Origin of the sequence: Roseomonas gilardii subsp. gilardii, assembly GCF_023078375.1 — a bacterium.
Taxonomy (GTDB): domain Bacteria; phylum Pseudomonadota; class Alphaproteobacteria; order Acetobacterales; family Acetobacteraceae; genus Roseomonas; species Roseomonas gilardii.
On sequence record NZ_CP095554.1, the window covers coordinates 3,024,370 to 3,043,746 of the forward strand.

Genomic DNA, 19,377 nt, shown 5'->3' on the forward strand with positions numbered 1-19,377 from the left:
TACGTCCCCATCTATGCCGCCAAGGTAACACAAAACTTCGTGGTTACGCAGAACTTACGGCACTGCGCCAACAAGGTGTCTGCGAATCGCCTACGCCCTCCCAAACCGTGAGGGGGAAAACGTGAGGGGTGGCGTGAGGGGGAGAGCCTGCGGGCAACTACCTCTAACACGCTGATTTATATGGATTATTCGGCAGATAAGGGGAAATGGCGGAGGGGATGGGATTCGAACCCACGATAGGACTTGACATCCTATAACGGTTTAGCAAACCGCCGCCTTCGGCCACTCGGCCACCCCTCCGCAGGAGTGGAAAGTCTCACGGCGTTGCGGGGGTGCTTCTAGCCGTGACCGAAGGCGCCGTCAAACCTCAGGACAGCGGGATTTCGAAGCCGCGCTTCACCGCTGGCCGGGCCATCATCCGGTCGTACCAGGCGGCCACGCTCGGCAGATCGTCGAAGGGCACGAGATGCCGCTCATGCCGCCAAGCCCAGCCGAGGATGGCGAAGTCCGCCACGCTGGGCTCCCCCTCGGTGGCCACGAAATCCCGCCCCGCCAGCCGCCTCTCCAGCACGCCGTAGAGCCGCTTCGTCTCCTTGCCATAGCGCTCCACGCCATAGTCGCGCGCCGGGCCCTCCGGCTGGCCCAGGAAGTGGTGGACCTGTCCTGGCATGGGGCCGAATCCGCCCATCTGCCACATCAGCCATTCCAGCACCGGCACCCGGGCGCGCAGGTCGCGCGGCAGGAAGCGGCCCGTCTTCTCGCCGAGATAGAGGAGGATCGCGCCCGATTCGAAGACGCTGATCGGCCTCCCGTCCGGCCCTTCCGAATCGACGATGGCCGGGATGCGGTTGTTCGGGCTGATCTTCAGGAAGTCCGGCTCGAACTGCTGGCCCTTGGTGATGTCCACGGTCTTCACCGTATAGGGCAGCCCCATCTCCTCCAGCGCCACGCTGATCTTGCGCCCGTTGGGCGTGTTCCAGGTGTGCAGCGTGATGCTCATGCCGGGCCTCGTCCTGTCATGGTGGCTGGACCACTCCGGCGCGGCGGCCCGCACCCCTATATGGAAGGGGAAGAGGCCGAAGAGGATCTGCCGGATGTCACAGTCCTTCAACGTATCGCCCAATGGGCTTCCCCAGGGGTTTCCCCAGGGAGCCACGCCGGGCGACGCGATGATGATGATGCAATACGATGCGAACAAGAAGTCGGCCCTGGTCGCCTATGTGCTCTGGTTCTTCCTGGGCTGGCTCGGCATCCACCGCTTCTATCTGGGCCGGACCATGAGCGGCGTGGTGATGCTGCTGATCACGGCGCTGAGCTGGGTGCTGAGCCTGATCCTCATCGGCCATCTGGGATTCCTGCTGGTCGGGATCTGGCTCTTCGTGGACATCTTCCTGATCCCTGGCATGACCCGCCGCTACAACAACGACCTGATCGCCTCCCTGCGGCGGTAGCGCATGAAAAAGGGGCCGGCGGCGCATGCCACCGGCCCCTTCCCTGTCCTGGCCGCTTTCCGGCTCAGCCGGCGAGCTTGGCCTTGATCACCTCGTTCACCAGGGCCGGGTTGCCCTTGCCCTGCATCGCCCGCATCGTCTGGCCGACGAAGAAGCCGAAGAGCTTCTCCTTGCCGGAGCGGTACTCCGCCACCTTGTCGGCGTTCTGGGCGAGCACCTGATCCACCACCGCCTCGATGGCGCCGGTGTCGGTCACCTGCCTCAGCCCCCGCTCCTCCACGATCTCGCCGGGCGCGCGGCCCGTCTCGACCATGGCCTCGAAGACCTCCTTGGCCAGCTTGCCGGACAGGGTGTTGTCCGCCATCAGGTCCAGCAGGGCGCCCAGGTCCTTCGCCGAGACCGGCGAGGTGGTGATGTCCGTCTTCGTGCGGTTCAGCGCGGCGAAGAGGTCGCCCATCACCCAGTTGGCCGCCAGCTTGGCATCGCGCCCGCGGGCGACCTCCTCGTAATAGGCCGCCGTCTCCTTCTCCAGCGTCAGCACATGGGCGTCATAGGCGGTGAGGCCGTATTCGCCGACATAGCGGGCGCGGCGGTCGTCCGGCAGTTCGGAAAGCCCGGCCCTCAGCTCCTCGATCCAGGCCGGCTCCAGCACCAGCGGCGGCAGGTCCGGATCGGGGAAGTAGCGGTAGTCATGCGCATCCTCCTTGGAGCGCATGGAGCGCGTCACGCCCCGCGTGGTGTCGAAGAGCCGCGTCTCCTGCTCCACCGTGCCGCCCGACTCCCAGACCTCGATCTGGCGCCGTGCCTCAGCCTCGACCGCCTGCATGACGAAGCGGATGGAGTTGACGTTCTTCACCTCGCAGCGCGTGCGGAACCCCTCCCCCGCCTTGCGGACGGAGACGTTCACGTCGGCGCGGAGGCTGCCTTCCTCCATGTTGCCGTCGCAGGTGCCGAGATAGCGCAGGATCTGCCGCAGCTTGGTGACATAGGCCCCGGCTTCCTCCGGAGAGCGGAGGTCGGGTTCGGAGACGATCTCCATCAGCGCCACGCCGGCCCGGTTCAGGTCCACGAAGGTCCGCGACGGGTCCTGGTCATGCAGCGACTTGCCCGCATCCTGTTCCAGATGCAGGCGGGTGATGCCGATCTCCTTGGTCGTGCCGTCGGAAAGCTCGATGGTCAGCTTGCCCTCCCCCACGATGGGAAAGGCGAACTGGCTGATCTGATAGCCCGTCGGCAGGTCGGCGTAGAAATAGTTCTTCCGGTCGAAACGCGACCAGGGGTTGATCTTCGCCTTCAGCCCCAACCCGGTGCGCACCGCCTGGGCCACGCATTCCCGGTTGATGACCGGCAGCATGCCCGGCATGCCGGCATCCACGAAGGAGACCTGGCTGTTCGGCGCGGCACCGAAGGCGGTCGCCGCGCCGGAGAAGAGCTTGGCCTCGGAACTGACCTGGGCATGGACCTCCAGCCCGATCACCAGTTCCCAGGGGCCGGTCTCGCCCTCGATCGTATAGCTCATGCGAAAGCCCTCACGCCCGGCAGGGCGGTGAAATCGGCGGCCCGCTCCAGGGCGGTGCCGATCGCGAAGACGGTTTCCTCGTCGAAGGGCTTGCCGATCACCTGCAGGCCCAGCGGCAGGCCCTGCGCATCCAGCCCGGCCGGGACGGAAAGGCCCGGCAGGCCGGCGAGGTTCGCCGTCACGGTGAAGACGTCGTTCAGGTACATGGCGACGGGGTCGTCCTGCTTCTCGTCCGCGCCGAAAGCGGCCGAGGGCGTGGCGGGGGTCAGGATGGCGTCCACCCTCTCCCAGGCCTCGTCGAAGTCGCGCTTGATCAGCGCCCGCACCCGCTGCGCCTTCAGGTAGTAGGCGTCGTAATAGCCGGCGGAGAGCACATAGGTACCGATCATGATGCGGCGCTTCACCTCGGCGCCGAAGCCGGCGGCGCGGGTGTGCTCGTAGAGATCCTTGAGGTCGCCGCCGGTGGAGACGCGGGCGCCGTAGCGCACCCCGTCATAGCGGGCGAGGTTCGAGGAAGCCTCGGCCGGCGCCACGATATAGTAGGTCGGCAGCGCGTATTTCGTATGCGGCAGGGAGATCTCCACGATCTCCGCCCCCTCGGCGCGCAGCCAGTCGAGCCCCTGGTCCCAGAGCCTGCCGATCTCCTCCGGCATGCCCGGCAGGCGGTACTCCTTCGGCACGCCGATGCGCAGCCCCTTCACCCCGCGCGCGCAGGCGGCGGCGAAATCCGGCACCGGCATGTCCACCGAGGTGGAGTCCTTCGGGTCGAACCCGGCCATGGAGCCGAGCAGCAGGGCGCAGTCCTCCACGGTCCGCGCCACCGGCCCCGCCTGGTCGAGCGAGGAGGCGAAGGCCACCACGCCCCAGCGCGAGCAGCGGCCATAGGTCGGCTTGATCCCCGCGATGCCGCAGAAGGCCGCCGGCTGGCGGATCGAGCCGCCCGTGTCCGTCGCCGTGGCGCCCAGGGCCAGCCGCGCCGCGACAGCGGCGGCGGAACCGCCCGAGGACCCGCCGGGAACCAGCTTCGTCTCCGGGTCGTTGCGGCGGGACCAGGGGTTCTCCACCCCGCCGAAGGCGGAGGTGGCGTTGGAGGAGCCCATGGCGAACTCGTCCAGGTTCACCTTGCCCAGGAAGACGGCGCCGTCGCGCAGCAGGTTGGCGGTGACGGTGCTCTCATAGGGCGGCACGAATTCGCCCAGGATCTGGCTGGCCGCCGTGGTGCGGGTGCCCTCGGTGCAGAACAGGTCCTTGATGGCCAGCGGCACGCCGTCCAGCCTGCCCGCCCGCCCCGCCTTGCGGCGAGCGTCGGAGGCGCGCGCGGCCTCCAGCGCCTTCTCCGCCGTGACGGTGATATAGGCGTTCAGCCGGGGGTTCAGGGCCTCGATCGCGTCCAGATGGGCGCGGGTCAGCTCTTCGGAAGTGATCTCGCCCTCGTTCAGCGCGTCCAGCGCGCCACGGAGCGTGAAATCGGTCGGGCGCATCTTATTCGACGACCTTCGGAACGGTGAAGAAATCGCCCTGGCGGTCGGGCGCGTTGGCGAGGATCTTTTCCGGCATGCCGCCATCGGTCACGACATCGTCCCGCATGCGCAGGACGGCGAGCTCGGGCATGGCGGCGCCACCCGCCATGGGCTCGACGCCGGCCGTGTCCACGGCCTGGAGCTGCTCCACCCAGGCCAGGATGCCATTCAGCTCGGCTTGCAGGCGCGTGACCTCCTCATCCTCCAGGTGGATGCGGGCGAGCGACGCGACGCGCCGGACGGTGGCGGTATCGAGCGACATGTTCGGGAAGGAACCCCAGTTCAGAGTACAGACAAAGGCCAGGAAGCGAGCGGCGGCCCCGAAGTCAAGGCCCGTGCGTCGCCGGCCTCCGCGAAGGGGCCCCGGAGACGACCGGGCCGGCCCCCGCGCCCTGCCCGACCCGGGCTTGCCGGCCCCTGTGGGGCGGGGGCGGTTCACGGCCTGAAACCCGGCGCGTCCCAGTGGCTTTTGCCGCTGGGACGCGGGCGGCACCGGGAAACGAAGCGTAACTTCGGGGGCGCAACGGTCGATCCTCGGGCGGGTTCGGCCTAGAAGCACCGCTCACCGAGAAAGACCACGGCCGGATCAGGGGCCGCGGACCCTTGGCCTGTCCTTGGAGCCGCGCCCCGGCACAGCGAAGAGGACAGTGACTGCATGAGGCTATCGCGCGTCGGACACGGACCGGCCCCAGGCCGGGACCGCCGGAGAACCATGACCGCCGGGATGAACCGCCCTGGCGCGAGGTCCCCGGCTCCGGCCCTCGGCCTGCCTCTGCTGCTGCTCGCTCTCCTGCTGGCCCTGGCTGCGCCCGGCCTGTCCCGGCCCGCCCTGGCCCAGAATACCTCGCCCCAGAACGCCGCCACGGCTCCCCAGCCCGCGGCGGCCGGGCTGACGCCCGAGGAGGCGCGGCGGGCACTGGATGTGTTGCAGAACGACGCGCGCCGCCGGGACGTCATCACCACCCTGGAAGCCATCGCCCGCACCGCGCCGCCCCCCCATGGCACGCCCGCTTCGGGCACCACCGCCGCGGCCCCGGCGGCGGGAGGCACAGACGAGGCTCCGAAGACCCCCGCACCGCCGGCCGACGCCGCGCCCGCGGCAGGGACCCCGGACCGTGTTTCATTGCAGGCGGACGGCATCCTGGCGCAGCTCATCGTCGCGCTGTCCGGATGGTTCGGGAATGCCTCGGACTACCTGGTCACGGCGGGGCGGACCGTGGGCAATGTCCCCCTGGTCTGGGACTGGATGACCCGCACGGCGACCAACCCCTATGCCCAGTCCACCGCCCTCGACGCGGGCTGGAAGCTGGTGCTGGTCTGCGCCCTGGCCTGGACGGCCCGCCGCCTCGCCAGCCGCGCCCTGCGGCGCCCCACCCAGATGGTGATCCACCGGGCCGAGGAAGGCGTGGCCCGGCGCCGGCGGGAGCGTGAGGCCATAGGGCCGGAGGCGGCCGGCCTCGCCAGCCGGGCGGAGCTGCGCTTCCTGCGCCGCCTGCCCCTGGCGCTGCTGCGCCTGCTGCTGGAGCTCCTGCCCATCGCCGCCTTCGCCGCCGTGGGCAACCTGCTGCTGGCCACGCCGCTGAACGATGGCTGGACGGTGCCGCTGATCATCCTGGCCGCCGTCAATGCCTATGTGATCCAGCACATCGTCATGGCCATCTGCCACATGCTGGCCTCGCCGGACCATGCGGCCCTGCGCCTCTTCGACATCAGCGACGAGACCGCCGCCTATATCGAGGTCTGGCTGGCCCGGATCAGCCGCGTCGTGGTCTATGGCATGGCAGTGCTGGAGATCGCCCGGGTGCTGGGCCTCTACAGCCTGGCCTATATGTCCGCGGCGAAGCTGCTGATCCTCATCACCCACCTGATGATGGTCGTGGTGGTCCTGCAATGCCGCAAGCCGGTGGCCGAGGCGATCGCCGCCCCGCATGGCTCGCACACTGCCTTCGCCCTGGCGCGCAACTGGCTGGCCGCCATCTGGCACGTGCTGGCGATCTTCCTGATCCTCGCCATCTGGTTCGTCTGGGCGGTGGAGATCCGCAACGGCTACGGCCTGCTCTTTCGCTATTTCGGCCTGACCGTGGTGGTGCTGGTGGTGGCGCGCCTGGTCACCGTCGGCATCCTGGGCCTGCTGGACCGCATCTTCCGCATCGATGCCGAGAAGAAGCTGCGCCTGCCTTTCCTGGAGGAACGGGCCAACCGCTACTACCCCGCCCTGCGCCGGCTGATCTCGCTGGCCATGACCCTGGTGACGGTGCTCGCCGTGCTGCAGGTCTGGGGGGTGGACGCCTTCGCCTGGTTCCACAATGGCCGGCTGGGCGAGCGCATCGCCAATTCCGCCGTGGTCGTGCTGATCGCCGCCCTGGTCGCGGTGGTGATCTGGGAACTCACCAATTCCTGGGTGGACCGGCAGATCACCGACATGGCCGCGCGGGGCGACTATGCCCGCTCCGCCCGGCTGCGCACCCTCTTGCCGCTGCTGCGCACCGCGCTGCTGACCGCCATCCTGATCGTGGTGGGCTTCACCGCCCTCAGCCAGCTCGGCGTCAACATCGCCCCGCTGCTGGCCGGTGCCTCGATCATCGGCGTGGCGCTCGGCTTCGGCTCGCAGAAGCTGGTGCAGGACGTGATCAACGGCATGTTCCTGCTGCTGGAGAACGCCATGCAGGTGGGCGACTGGGTGACCGTCTCCGGCCTGTCCGGCTCGGTGGAGGCGCTCTCCGTCCGCACCATCCGGCTGCGGGCGGGCGACGGCTCGGTGCATGTGATCCCCTTCTCCTCCGTGACCACGGTGACCAACACCAACAAGGGCGTCGGCAATGCCGCCGTCTCCGTCACCGTCGCTTCCGACGAGGACACCGACCGGGTGGGCGAGGTGCTGAAGGAGATCGGCGCCGGGCTGCGGCAGGACCCGGCCTTCCGCGACAACATCCTGGACGACTTCGCCCTCTGGGGCGTGGACAAGGTGGATGGCGCCACCGCCACGGTGGTCGGGCAGATGAAGTGCCGCGACAGCGGCCGCTGGGGCGTGCAGCGGGAGTTCAACCGCCGCATCAAGAAGCGTTTCCAGGAGCTGGGAATCCAGATCGCGGTCCCGGCGCAGGCCATCATCCTCGCCCGCGCGCCGCGGGATGAGGAGCACCGGCCGGAACCTGCCCCGGCCAAGCCCAAGGACCCGTCCGGCGCCGAGACGCGCTCGCCGCCGCCTTCCGCGCTCAGCAACACCGAGTGAATGGCAGGCACCTCACGGATCGGGCGAGATTTCCGGTCCAGGGGGTTGTTTTTACGGCTATCCTGCCCCGGGCATCCGATCCGGCAGGGCTGGGTGGCGTGGCTTCCGCTTGACGGCGGCCACGCCCCCGGCGAAAGCCCGGGCTCATGCCCCTCCTGCCCCTGCCCGAATTGCGGGCCGCCCTGCCCCGGGATGCCCGGCTGATCGGGATCGATCCCGGCCGCCGGACCATCGGCCTCGCGCTCTCGGACGTGCTGCTGATGCTGGCCTCACCCTACCGTTCCATCCCCGGGGCAAGCTCGCCGCCAATGCCGCCGAGATCCGGGCCATCGCCACCCGTGAGGGCGCGGGCGGACTGGTGGTGGGACTGCCGCTGGGGCTGGACGGTTCCTTCGGCCCCGCCGCCCAGGCCGCCAAGGACTGGGCCATGGCTGTGTCCGAGGCCGTGGGCCTGCCCGTTTCCCTCTGGGACGAGCGCCTGTCCTCCTCCGCGGTGAACCGGATGCTGATCGACGAGGCCGACCTGTCCCGCGCCAAGCGGGCGAAGGCCGTGGATGCCGCCGCCGCCGCCTACATGCTGCAATCGGCGCTGGACGCCACCCGCCCCCCGCCCGCCCCCTGATCCCCCCACACAGGACCGGAACGCGGCGGGCTTCCGCCGAATCCACGCCGCGCCTATGGTCCGCCGCGACATTGGACGCCCGCCCGGAATGGTTGCCTTCCCCTCCCGACATCTCCTGGCCATCGAGGGCCTGCACCCGGTCCATATCGCGGACCTGCTGGACCTCGCCGAGAGCTATGCCCTGCTCAACCGCTCCGGGAAGACGCAGCGCGACGTGCTCAAGGGCCGCACGCTGATCAACCTCTTCTTCGAGGACTCGACCCGCACCCGCACCAGCTTCGAACTGGCGGGCAAGCGGCTGGGGGCGGACGTGATCAACATGTCCGTCTCCAACAGCAGCGTGAACAAGGGTGAGACGCTGCTCGACACCGCCTCGACCCTGAACGCCATGAAGACGGACCTGCTGGTGGTCCGCCATGCCCAGTCCGGCGCCCCGGCCCTGCTGAGCCAGAAGGTGGATGCCGCGGTGATCAACGCGGGCGACGGCACGCATGAGCACCCGACCCAGGCGTTGCTGGATGCGCTGACCATCCGCCGCCACAAGGGCAGCCTGGAGAACCTGACCGTCGCCATCTGCGGCGACGTGCTGCATTCCCGGGTCGCGCGCTCCAACATCCATCTGCTGAGCGCCATGAACTGCCGCGTGCGGATCGTCGGCCCGCCGACCCTGATCCCCTCCGCCGCCGACCGGCTGGGGGTGGAGATCCACCACGAGATGCGCTCCGGCCTGAAGGATGCCGACGTGGTCATGATGCTGCGCCTGCAGAAGGAGCGCATGGCCGGCGGCCTCGTCCCCTCGGCCCGCGAATTCTTCCGCTTCTACGGGCTGGATGCCGAGAAGCTGCGTGTCGCGAAGCCGGATGCCATCGTCATGCATCCCGGCCCGATGAACCGGGGCGTGGAGATCGACAGCGCCGTGGCCGACGACCCCAGCCGCAGCGTGATCGGCGAGCAGGTGGAGATGGGCGTGGCCGTCCGCATGGCCGTGCTCGACATCCTCTCGCGTGGCCCGGGCCGGAACGACCGCTGATGACCGATACGATCTTCACCAATATCCGGCTGCTCGACCCGGCGAGCGGCCTCGACGCCACCGGCGGCCTGCTGGTGCGCGGCGGCGCGATCGCGGAAGTGCTGCAGGGAGGCCCGGCGGGCATCCCCGAGGGCGCGACGGTGGTGGATGGCGGCGGCGCCTGCCTCGCCCCCGGGCTGATCGACCTGCGCGCCGCCGTGGGCGAGCCGGGGGCCGAGCACCGGGAGACCATCGCCTCCGCCGCCCTGGCCGCGGCGGCGGGCGGCATCACCACGCTCTGCGCCCTGCCGGACAGCGAGCCGGCGCTGGACGATCCGGCGCTGCTGCAATTCGTGCTCCGGCGCGGGGAGGCGACGGGCAGCCTCTCCATCCTGCCCTATGGCGCCGCCACGCGCGGCTGCGCCGGCAAGGAGATGACCGAGTTCGGCCTGCTGCGGGAGGCCGGGGCGGTCGCCTTCACCGACGGCAACCATGCCATCGGCGACGCCAGGACCATGCGCCTGGCCCTTTCCTATGCCCGGGCCTTCGGCAGCTTCATCGTGCAGCACCCGGCCGTGCCGAGCCTGTCGCGCGGCGCGGCGGCGACCGAGGGGGAGCTGGCGACGCGGCTGGGCCTGCCCAGTGTGCCGGCGGCGGCGGAGGCGATGCAGGTCGCCCGGGACATCGCCCTGGCACGGCTGACCGGCGGCCATGTCCACTTCGCCCACCTGTCCACCGCGGCGGCGCTGGAACTGGTGCGGGAGGCCAAGGCCGAGGGGCTGCGCGTCACCTGCGACACCGCGCCGCCCTATTTCGACCTGAACGAGACGGCGATCGGCGACTACCGCACCTATGCCAAGCTGGAGCCGCCCCTGCGCCCCGAGCGCGACCGCGAGGCGGTGGTGGCGGCCCTGGCCGACGGCACGATCGACGCCATCGCCTCCGACCACCAGCCGCGCGACGCCGATGACAAGCGCCTGCCCTTCGCCCAGGCCGAGGCCGGCGGCGCCGGGCTGGCCACGCTGCTCGCCGTCACCCTGGCCCGCGTCCATGCCGGGGACCTGCCGCTGCTGCGGGCGCTGGAGCTGCTGACCATTGCTCCGGCGAAGCTGCTGGGGCTGGAGGCCGGGCGCCTCGCCGCAGGCGCGCCGGCCGATCTCGTGCTCTTCGACCTGGAGCGCGCCTGGAAGGTCGAGGCCGGCAGGCTGCCCGGCAAGGCGCAGAACTCGCCCTTCGACGGGCGCGCGCTGGAGGGCCGGGTCCTGGGCACCTGGAAGGCCGGGCGGCGGGTCTTCGGATGAATCCCGGGATCACCCCCTGGACCCTGCATCTGCTGGGGCTGCTGATCGGGCTGCTGCTGGGCTCCATCCCCTTCGGCCTGATCCTGACCCGGGCCGCCGGGCTGGGCGATATCCGCAGCATCGGCTCCGGCAATATCGGCGCCACCAACGTGCTGCGCACGGGCAACAAGAAACTGGCCGCCGCGACGCTCTGCTGGATGCGCTGAAGGGCACGGCAGCGGTGCTGCTGGCCTCCGCCCTGCTCGGCCCCGGTGCCGCCCCGGCGGCGGCGCTGGGCGCGGTGCTGGGCCATTGCCATCCGCCCTGGCTCGGCTTCCGGGGGGGCAAGGGTGTCGCCACCTCGCTCGGCGTCTTCCTGGCCCTGTCGGTCTGGGTCTTCCTGGCGGCGGCGCTGGGCTGGCTATTGGTGGCGAAGATCACCCGCATCTCCTCCGCCGGGGCGCTGGGCGGCTTGGCCGTGGCGCTGCTGGCGGCCTGGGCGCTGGAGGTGCCCGCGGTGGCGGTCGCGGTGACGCTGATCGTGCTCTACGTCTATGTGCGGCACCACGCGAACATCCGCCGCCTGCTGGCCGGCACGGAGCCGCGTATCGGGCAAGGCAAGGAAAAGGCTTGAACGAGGCGGAGGCCCTGGCCCGGCTGCGGCTGGCCCGCACCGAGGGGATCGGCACGGTGCGGTTCCGCCAGTTGCTGGAGACCTTCGGCAGCGGCAGCGCCGCGCTGGAGGCCCTGCCCCGCTGGCCGGCGCGGCGGGAAGGCGGGCGCTTCGAGCCCCCGCCCCCGATGCGGTCCGGCGGGAATACGATGCGGTGCGGGAGGCGGGCGGCCGTTTCCTGTACTGGCAGGAGGAAGGCTATCCCGAACTCCTGTTCCTGATCGGCGATCCCCCGGCGGTCCTGGCCGTGCTGGGCGATCCGGCGATCCTGGCGCTGCGGCAGGTGGCCATCGTCGGCGCGCGGAACGCCTCGGCCCCCGGGCGCCGCATCGCGGAGGAGATCGCGGCCACGCTGACCGCGGATGGGATCGTCGTCACCTCCGGCCTGGCGCGCGGGGTGGATACGGCCGCTCATGAGGGCGCCCTGCGCAAGGGGCGCACCGTGGCGGTCCTGCCCGGCGGTCTGGACATCGCCTACCCGCCCGAGAATGCGCGGCTTCAGGAGCGGATCGCGCTGGAAGGCGGCGCGCTGGTAGCCGAGCATCCGCTGGGCACGCAACCCTCCGCCCGGCATTTCCCGCGCCGCAACCGGATCGTCGCCGGGCTCAGCCTGGGCGTGGTGGTGGTGGAGGCCGCGATGAATTCCGGCACCCTCCTCACCGCCCGCCATGCCATCGAGGCCGGGCGCGAGGTCTTCGCCGTGCCGGGCAGCCCGCTCGACCCGCGCTGCCGGGGCTCCAACGACCTGCTGCGGCAGGGTGCGACCCTGTGCGAGCATGCCGGCGACGTGCTGGCGCACCTGCCGGAAGCGCCGCGCCCGGTGCTGCTGCGGGCCCCCACCGTGGTGCGGCAGACGGCCACCGGACCCGCCCCGAAGGCGGTAGATTCGGTATCAGAACCATCCGCCGATACCTCGGAACCCGGTTATCTCCTTGACCTGATTGGCTATTCTCCTGTGGCGGTTGACGAAATCCTGCGCCGCTGCCACCTCTCCCATTCCGATCTTCAGGGCCTGATCGCCGATCTCGAGATCTCGGGACGGATCGAGGTGCTGCCTGGAAACCGCATTGTCCGGTCCGCCGTTGCGGGTCGGGAGGACACCTCAGAGCGAAAATGACCGACGTCGTCGTCGTAGAATCCCCCGCCAAGGCCAAGACCATCAACAAGTATCTGGGTGGCGGCTACAAGGTCATCGCCTCCTTCGGCCATGTGCGCGACCTGCCCGCTAAGGACGGTTCCGTGCGGCCCGAGGAGGGCTTCGCCATGGACTGGGAGTCCGAGGAACGCGGTGAGCGGCAGCTGCGCGAGATCGCCTCGGCGCTGAAGGGGGCCAAGCGGCTCTTCCTCGCCACCGACCCGGATCGCGAGGGCGAGGCCATCTCCTGGCATGTGCGGGAGATGCTGGAGAAGAAGCGGCTGCTGAAGGGCCTCGAGGTCCACCGCATCACCTTCAACGAGATCACCAAGCGCGCCGTCCAGTACGCCATCGAGCATCCGCGCGACCTGGATACGCCGCTGATCGAGGCCTATCTCGCCCGGCGCGCGCTCGACTACCTCGTCGGCTTCACCCTCTCCCCCGTGCTCTGGCGCAAGCTACCGGGCAGCCGCTCGGCCGGGCGGGTGCAGTCCGTCGCGCTGCGCCTGATCTGCGAGCGCGAGGCGGAGATCGAGGTCTTCAAGCCGCGCGAATACTGGACGGTCGAGACGCGCTTCGCCACGCCGATCGGGGCGCAGTTCACCGCCCGGCTGACGCATCTCGACGGCAAGCGGCTGGAGCAGTTCGACCTGCCCGACGAGGCGGCCGCGAAGCGCGCCGTCGCCGCGATCGAGGCCGGGGCCTTCTCCGTCGCCTCGGTGGAGAAGAAACGGGTCCGCCGCAACCCGCAGGCGCCCTTCACCACCTCGACCCTGCAGCAGGAGGCCTCGCGCAAGCTCGGCTTCGGCGCCCAGGCGACGATGCGCTTGGCGCAGCAGCTCTACGAGGGCGTGGAGATCGGCGGCGAGACGGTCGGCCTGATCACCTATATGCGAACCGACGGCGTGCAGATGTCGGCGGAGGCGATCCAGGCCATCCGCGGCCATGTCGGCGAGGAGTTCGGCCAGAACTACCTGCCGCCGCAGGCCCGCGAATACTCCTCCCGCGCCAAGAACGCCCAGGAGGCGCACGAGGCGATCCGCCCGACCGACGTGCACCGCACGCCGGGGCAGGTCGCGCGCTACCTGAACCCGGACCAGCGTCGCCTCTATGATCTGGTCTGGAAGCGCGCCGTGGCCAGCCAGATGGCCTCGGCCGAGCTGGACCAGACCACGGTGGAGATCGCCGAGGGTACGGGCCGGACGAAGCTGCGCGCCACCGGCTCGGTGATCGCCTTCGACGGCTTCCTGAAGCTGTACCGGGAGGATGTGGACGACGCTCCCGCCTCCGCGCTCGGCGAGGAGGACGGCCGCGTGCTGCCGCCCATGGCGGAGAAGGACCCGCTGAAGCGCGGCGAGGTGACGCCGGAGCAGCATTTCACCCAGCCGCCGCCCCGCTATTCCGAGGCCTCGCTGGTGAAGAAGATGGAGGAGCTCGGCATCGGCCGCCCCTCCACCTATGCCTCCATCCTGCAGACGCTGCAGGACCGCAACTATGTGAAGCTGGAGAAGCGGCGCTTCCAGCCGGAGGATCGCGGGCGCCTCGTCACCGCCTTCCTGGTCGCTTTCTTCGAGCGCTATGTGGACACCGGCTTCACCGCCGCGCTGGAGGAGAAGCTCGACGACATCAGCGGCGGCCGCGCCGACTGGCGGGAGGTCATGGCCGAGTTCTGGGATGCATTCTCCAAGGCCGTGGATGCGACCAAGGACCTCAAGATCAGCGACGTGATCGACGCGCTGGATGAGGATCTGGGCCCGCACTTCTTTCCGCCCGCGGATGACGGCAAGGACCCGCGCGAGTGCCCGAACTGCCATACCGGGCGGCTGGGGCTGCGGCTGGGGCGGACGGGCGCCTTCATCGGCTGCTCGAACTACCCGGAATGCCGCTACACCCGCCCGCTGATCGCCCCCGGCGCCGAGGGCGACGAGGCGGCAGGCTTCTCGGACGGGGTGCGGGAACTGGGCACGAGCCCGGAAGGCGTGCCGGTCACCATGCGGCGCGGGCCTTATGGAATCTATGTCCAGCTCGGCGAGCCGGGGGTGGATGCCAAGGGCAAGCCCACCAAGCCGCGCCGCGCCAGCCTGACCCGGGGCATGGACCCGGAAGGCGTGACGCTGGAGCGTGCCCTCGCCCTGCTGTCGATGCCACGCATCGTCGGGGTGCATCCCGAAACGGGCGAGGAGATCACCGCGCATCTCGGCCGCTTCGGCCCCTATCTGACCATGGGCACGCTGTCCAAGTCGCTCGACAAGGACGACGACGTGCTGACCATCGGGCTGAACCGTGCCGTCGCGCTGCTGGCCGAGGCCAAGCCGCGTTCCGTGGTGCTGGGCGAGCATCCGAAGGATGGCGCGCCCGTGGAGATCCGGCGCGGCCGCTTCGGCCCCTATGCCCAGCACGGCCAGACCGTGGCCAGCCTGCCGCGCAATGTCCAGGCGGAGGATTTCACCCTGGAGCAGGCGGTGGCGCTGCTGGCCGAGAAGGGCAAGCAGCTCGCGCCCAAGGGAGCCAGGGGCAAGGCGAAGCCGGGCGCGAAGAAGGCGACCGCCAGGAAGGCTGCGGATAAGGCTGCGGATACAGCCCCGTCTGACGGGGATGCCGCGCCGGCCAAACCCGCGAAGGCCAAGCCCGCCCGGGCCACCAAGGCGGCGGGCGAGACGGCCAAACCGGTGGCCCGCAAGGCGGCTGCCAAACCCGCGCTCCGCAAAACGGCCGCCAAGCCGGCGGCGCGCAAGACCACCGCCAAGGCCTGAGTGGGGACGCCGCCGCGATGATACGCCGCATCGCTGGCGGTCCCGGCCGGGGCCTCCGGGTGAAGGTCCGCGAGGGTGCCGGCCCCCAGGCCAGCGCCCGCCGCCGCGCCGCGGCCCGGCCCGAAGCTCCGGCCAGCCTGCCGACGCGGAGAGGAATTGCGTGCCTTCCTGCGCGCCTCCGGCGGCACGGTGGGCAAGAGCCAGATCGTGCGGCATTTCGGCCTGGGCGTGGAACACCGCCCGGCGCTGCGTGCGCTGCTGAAGGAGCTGAAGACCGAAGGCGGCGCCGCGCCGTCCGGCCGGCGTTCCTTCCGCCATGCGGCCAACCTGCCGGAAACCGCGATCGTCGAAGTCTTCGGCACCGATCCGGATGGCGATCCCCTCGCCCGCCCGGTGAACTGGGAAGGCGGGCGCCCACCGCTGATCTACATGCGCCCCGAGCCCAGGGGGCAGCCCGCCCTGGCGCCGGGGGAGCGGGTGCTGGCGCGGCTGAAGCCGGCGGGGCGCGAGAAGTACGAGGGCCGCACCATCCGCCGCTTGGCGGAACAGGGCTCCTCCCGCGTGCTGGGCATGTTCGAGAAGGGCTTGGTCCGCCCCGTGGACCGGCGCATCCGGGCCGATTGGCGCGTGCCGCCCGGCGAGGAAGGTGGGGCGGAGGATGGCGACCTGGTCCTGGCGGAACCCCTGCCCGGCCACGGACTCGGCCTGCGCCCCGTGCGGGTGCTGGAGCGGCTGGGGAAGATGGGCGAGCCACGCTCGGTCTCGCTGATCTGCATCCATGCCCATGGCATCCCCGACACCTTCGACGGCGAGGCGCTGCGCCAGGCCGAGCGTGCCCGTGGTGTCGGGCCGGAGGGGCGCGAGGACCTGCGCGACCTGCCGCTGGTCACCATCGACGGCGAGGATGCGCGGGATTTCGACGATGCCGTGCATGCCGAACGCGATGGCGAGGGCTGGCAGGTGACGGTCGCCATCGCCGATGTGGCGCATTACGTCCGCCCCGGCTCCCCGCTGGACCGGGAGGCGCGGCGGCGCGGCAACAGCGTCTATTTCCCCGACCGGGTGGTGCCGATGCTGCCGGAGGCGCTCAGCAACGGCTGGTGCTCGCTGCGGCCGGACGAGGATCGCGGCTGCCTCTTCGTGCGGATGCGCTTCGATGCGGAGGGGCGGAAGCAGTCGCACCGCTTCGGGCGCTGCATCATGCGCTCCACTGCCCGGCTGACCTATGAGGCAGTGCAATCGGCGCAGGAGGCCGGCGAGGCGCGGTTCGCGGATCTGTACGGTGCCTATCGCGCCCTGCTCGGCGCGCGGGAAAAGCGCGGTACGCTGGATCTCGACCTGCCGGAACGGAAGGTGGAGCTGAGCCCGGAAGGCAAGGTCCTCGCCGTGCGGCCACGGGAGCGACTCGATAGCCACCGGCTGATCGAGGAGTTCATGGTCGCCGCCAATGTCTGCGCGGCGGAGGAGCTGGGGCGCCTGCACCAGCCCTGCATGTACCGCATCCATGATCGCCCCTCGGATGCGAAGCTGGAAGGGCTGCGGCAGTTCCTGGAGACGTTCGGCCTGTCCCTGCCACCCGGCACCGAGTTGCGCCCGCGCGACTTCGCGCAACTCCTGGAACAGGTGAAGGACCGCCCGGAGGAGCGGCTCGTGCACGAGACGGTGCTGCGCGCCCAGTCCCAGGCCGAATACGCGCCGGACAATATCGGTCATTTCGGCCTCGCGCTGCGCCGCTATGCGCATTTCACGAGTCCGATCCGCCGTTATGCGGACCTTCTGGTCCATCGCGCCCTGATCGCCGGTTTACGCCTCGGTCCGGATGGCCTGACTAGCGAGGAAGCGCAGGGGTTTACCGAGATCGGTGAAGACATCACGCGAACCGAGCGCCGCGCCGCGCAGGCGGAGCGCGACGCGGTGGACCGCTATCTCACCGCCTATATGGCGGACCATGTCGGTGCTAGCTTCGCGGCACGGGTTTCCGGGGTGACACGCTTCGGTCTCTTCGTCACGCTGGACACCAATGGCGCGAGTGGAATTGTTCCGGTTCGCGTCTTGCCGGATGACCGATGGGAGCACGAGGAAGGCGCGCAGCGCTTGGTGGGCCGTCATACGGGCCTCGCCTTCTCGTTGGGACAGCCGGTCGAGGTCCGCTTGGCCGAAGCCATGCCCCTGACCGGCAGCCTGACATTCGATATCCTGCAAAGCGACCCACGCGCGGGGCGCAAGGCGGGCGGAAGGCGTCCTGCCAGCGGAAAGACCCGTTCCGCCGCATCCTCGCGGCGGCGCTGATCCTCCTTGTCCCGGCGCTGCTCCTGGGCTCTGTCCCGGCACGCGCGCAGAGCTTCCCGGCGCCGCTGATCGAGAGCACGCTCCAGGCCGGCTTCGAGGCGATCGCCGAGCGGCATCTCGACCCCGTGACGCCGCCCGACCTCGCCCTCTGGGCCCTGCGCGGGCTGACGGCCATCGAACCGGGCTTCGACGTGGAGTCGCGCGATGGCGTGCTGCGCGTCTCGCTGCTGGGGCGGAGCCTGGCGCAGCGCGCCATACCGGGCACGCTGGCCGAGGCCGCCACCGTGCTGTCCTGGCTCTATGGCGCGGCCTGGGGGGTCTCCCCCACCCTGCGGCGGGCCGGCGCGGATGCGGTGCTGCAAGCCAGTTTCGATGAGGTGTTCAACCACCTCGATCCCTATAGCCGCTATGTTTCCCCCGCCACCGCCGACAGCGACCGCGACCGCCGCATGGGCACTGCCGGGCTGGGCCTCCAGGTCGAGGGCGGGCCGCGTGGCGCCACAGTGCTGGCCGTGATGCCCGACAGCCCCGCCGAGGCGGCCGGGCTGCAGACAGGGGACGTGCTGCTGAGCCTGAACGGCATCTCGCTGGCCCGGCAGACGCCGGAGCGGCTGGCGGCGCTGCTGGAAGGCCCCCTGGGCTCGCGCGCGCGCCTGCGCATTCAGCGCGGCCGCAGCCACCGCAACATCGTGCTCCGGCGAGAGGTCGTGCCACCGCAGACCGTCCGCACCGCGCGGCAGGGCGATGCGCTGGTGCTGCGGATCACCGCCTTCTCCTCCGACACGGCGGACCAGCTTGGCGAGGCGCTGCTGATGGCCTTCGACCATCCCACGGCCCCGGCACCGCGGAGCCTGATCCTGGACCTGCGCGGCAACCGGGGCGGCTTCCTGCGCGAGGCGATCCGGGTGGTGGACAACATCCTGCCCAGCGGCATCGTCGCCCGCACCGATGGACGGCATCCGGATGCGCGCCGCGTCTGGCACGCGGCGGGGATGGATCTCACCCAGGGGCGGCCGATCGCCATCCTGGTCGATGGCCGCACCGCCTCCTCGGCGGAGATCGTGACGGCGGCGCTGTCCGACAACGGCAGGGCGGCGGTGGTGGGCAGCGCCACGATGGGCAAGGGGTTGATCCAGATCCTGGTGCCGCTGCCGAACGAGGGCGAGCTCTCGCTCTCCTGGTCCCGCATCCTGGCCCCGGATGGCTGGCCCCTGCAGTCGCTGGGCGTGCTGCCCTCCCTCTGCACCAGCCTCGGGGCGGACAGCACCGCCCGGAGCCTGGAGCGGCTGGCCCAGGGGGATGCCCCCATGGGCGCCGTGCTGCGGCGGCAGCGGCAGGCACGGGTGCCGGTGCTGCCCAGCGAGATCACGGCCCTCCGGGGTGCCTGCCCCCCGCCGAGGGCCGGGACGGCGATCTCCAGGCAGCGGTCACGCTGCTGTCGAATCCGGAAGCCTACCGCGCCGCCACAGCGAAGTGACGGCGCGGCCGCGAGGGAGCGCCCGGCATGGGTGCCATCCGGCCGGTGAGGGTTGTTTCCGCGAGAGAAAGCTTGACGCGGCGGGCGCGGTGACTAGGTTGCGCCGTTCAACGGCCGGGGCTCAGTGCGCAGGCCTGTTTACGGAATCAGACCATGGCCAAGTCCAACACGATCCAGATCAAGCTCCTCAGCACCGCCGAGACCGGCTACTTCTACGTCACGAAGAAGAACACCCGGAATGCCCAGGGCAAGCTGGAGCTGAAGAAGTACGACCCGGTGGCGCGCAAGCACGTCGTCTTCCGCGAAGCCAAGATCAAGTAATCGCGGCGCGCCCCGGCCCATCCGGGGCGCCACCCTTCCTGCTCCGGCATGACCGGAGCGCGATGACAGAAGCCCGACCGGAACCCGGCCGGGCTT

At 70.4% G+C, this 19,377-nt stretch carries 14 protein-coding genes, 1 tRNA gene and 2 pseudogenes; 12 read left to right on the plus strand and 5 right to left on the minus strand.

The window, feature by feature from the left end; all coding sequences use genetic code 11:
- Positions 1-207: 207 nt before the first annotated feature.
- Positions 208-300: transfer RNA gene (locus MVG78_RS13810), tRNA-Ser, on the minus strand.
- Between the two features lie 67 nt (positions 301-367).
- Positions 368-1,000, minus strand: a complete 633-nt coding sequence (locus tag MVG78_RS13815) for a glutathione S-transferase family protein (protein ID WP_247552387.1) — start codon at positions 998-1,000, stop codon at positions 368-370.
- A gap of 94 nt (positions 1,001-1,094) precedes the next feature.
- Here MVG78_RS13815 and MVG78_RS13820 point away from each other — a divergent pair, with 94 nt between their 5' ends.
- Positions 1,095-1,451 (plus strand): TM2 domain-containing protein, encoded by a 357-nt coding sequence (locus tag MVG78_RS13820; protein ID WP_247552389.1) that lies wholly within the window; start codon positions 1,095-1,097, stop codon positions 1,449-1,451.
- 64 nt (positions 1,452-1,515) lie between these two features.
- Here MVG78_RS13820 and gatB read toward each other — a convergent pair whose 3' ends face one another.
- Genes gatB through gatC form a run of 3 tightly spaced genes read right to left on the minus strand, consistent with a single transcriptional unit; the run spans position 1,516 to position 4,752 of the window.
- Positions 1,516-2,970: an Asp-tRNA(Asn)/Glu-tRNA(Gln) amidotransferase subunit GatB gene (gene gatB, locus MVG78_RS13825; protein ID WP_247552391.1), complete on the minus strand. Its 1,455-nt coding sequence runs from the start codon at positions 2,968-2,970 to the stop codon at positions 1,516-1,518.
- Positions 2,967-4,451 carry an Asp-tRNA(Asn)/Glu-tRNA(Gln) amidotransferase subunit GatA gene (gatA, locus tag MVG78_RS13830; RefSeq protein ID WP_247552393.1) on the minus strand — a complete coding sequence of 495 codons (1,485 nt, stop codon included), beginning with the start codon at positions 4,449-4,451 and terminating at the stop codon, positions 2,967-2,969. The genes gatB and gatA overlap by 4 nt, the downstream gene beginning before the upstream one ends.
- A 1-nt stretch (position 4,452) precedes the next feature.
- Positions 4,453-4,752, minus strand: coding sequence for an Asp-tRNA(Asn)/Glu-tRNA(Gln) amidotransferase subunit GatC (gene gatC, locus MVG78_RS13835; RefSeq protein WP_247552395.1), 300 nt, complete (start codon positions 4,750-4,752; stop codon positions 4,453-4,455).
- Between the two features lie 450 nt (positions 4,753-5,202).
- Between gatC and MVG78_RS13840 the strand changes: the two genes are divergently transcribed.
- From MVG78_RS13840 to rpmG, 11 genes and pseudogenes are all read left to right on the plus strand, one after another.
- Positions 5,203-7,722 carry a mechanosensitive ion channel family protein gene (locus MVG78_RS13840; protein ID WP_247552397.1) on the plus strand — a complete coding sequence of 840 codons (2,520 nt, stop codon included), beginning with the start codon at positions 5,203-5,205 and terminating at the stop codon, positions 7,720-7,722.
- A 146-nt stretch (positions 7,723-7,868) separates the two neighbouring features.
- Positions 7,869-8,344: pseudogene (gene ruvX, locus MVG78_RS13845) on the plus strand (Holliday junction resolvase RuvX).
- 88 nt (positions 8,345-8,432) lie between these two features.
- The gene (locus MVG78_RS13850; protein WP_247552399.1) at positions 8,433-9,374 is read left to right on the plus strand and encodes an aspartate carbamoyltransferase catalytic subunit; all 942 of its coding nucleotides are present in this window, start codon (positions 8,433-8,435) and stop codon (positions 9,372-9,374) included.
- Positions 9,374-10,654, plus strand: coding sequence for a dihydroorotase (locus tag MVG78_RS13855; protein WP_247552401.1), 1,281 nt, complete (start codon positions 9,374-9,376; stop codon positions 10,652-10,654). Before MVG78_RS13850 ends, MVG78_RS13855 begins: the two co-directional genes overlap by 1 nt.
- Positions 10,651-11,267: pseudogene (plsY, locus tag MVG78_RS13860) on the plus strand (glycerol-3-phosphate 1-O-acyltransferase PlsY). The gene MVG78_RS13855 and the pseudogene plsY overlap by 4 nt, the downstream one beginning before the upstream one ends.
- 56 nt (positions 11,268-11,323) lie before the next feature.
- Complete coding sequence (locus MVG78_RS21785) at positions 11,324-11,527, plus strand: hypothetical protein (RefSeq protein WP_345892888.1); 204 nt, start codon at positions 11,324-11,326, stop codon at positions 11,525-11,527.
- Positions 11,461-12,423 (plus strand): DNA-processing protein DprA, encoded by a 963-nt coding sequence (gene dprA / locus MVG78_RS13865; RefSeq protein WP_345892829.1) that lies wholly within the window; start codon positions 11,461-11,463, stop codon positions 12,421-12,423. Before MVG78_RS21785 ends, dprA begins: the two co-directional genes overlap by 67 nt.
- The gene (gene topA, locus MVG78_RS13870) at positions 12,420-15,194 is read left to right on the plus strand and encodes a type I DNA topoisomerase (RefSeq protein WP_247552403.1); all 2,775 of its coding nucleotides are present in this window, start codon (positions 12,420-12,422) and stop codon (positions 15,192-15,194) included. Before dprA ends, topA begins: the two co-directional genes overlap by 4 nt.
- A 156-nt stretch (positions 15,195-15,350) precedes the next feature.
- Positions 15,351-17,483: a ribonuclease R gene (rnr, locus tag MVG78_RS13875; protein WP_247552405.1), complete on the plus strand. Its 2,133-nt coding sequence runs from the start codon at positions 15,351-15,353 to the stop codon at positions 17,481-17,483.
- 125 nt (positions 17,484-17,608) lie between these two features.
- Positions 17,609-19,009 carry a S41 family peptidase gene (locus MVG78_RS13880; RefSeq protein WP_247552407.1) on the plus strand — a complete coding sequence of 467 codons (1,401 nt, stop codon included), beginning with the start codon at positions 17,609-17,611 and terminating at the stop codon, positions 19,007-19,009.
- Between the two features lie 104 nt (positions 19,010-19,113).
- The gene (gene rpmG, locus MVG78_RS13885) at positions 19,114-19,281 is read left to right on the plus strand and encodes a 50S ribosomal protein L33 (protein WP_019459949.1); all 168 of its coding nucleotides are present in this window, start codon (positions 19,114-19,116) and stop codon (positions 19,279-19,281) included.
- The last annotated feature ends 96 nt before the right edge of the window (positions 19,282-19,377 follow it).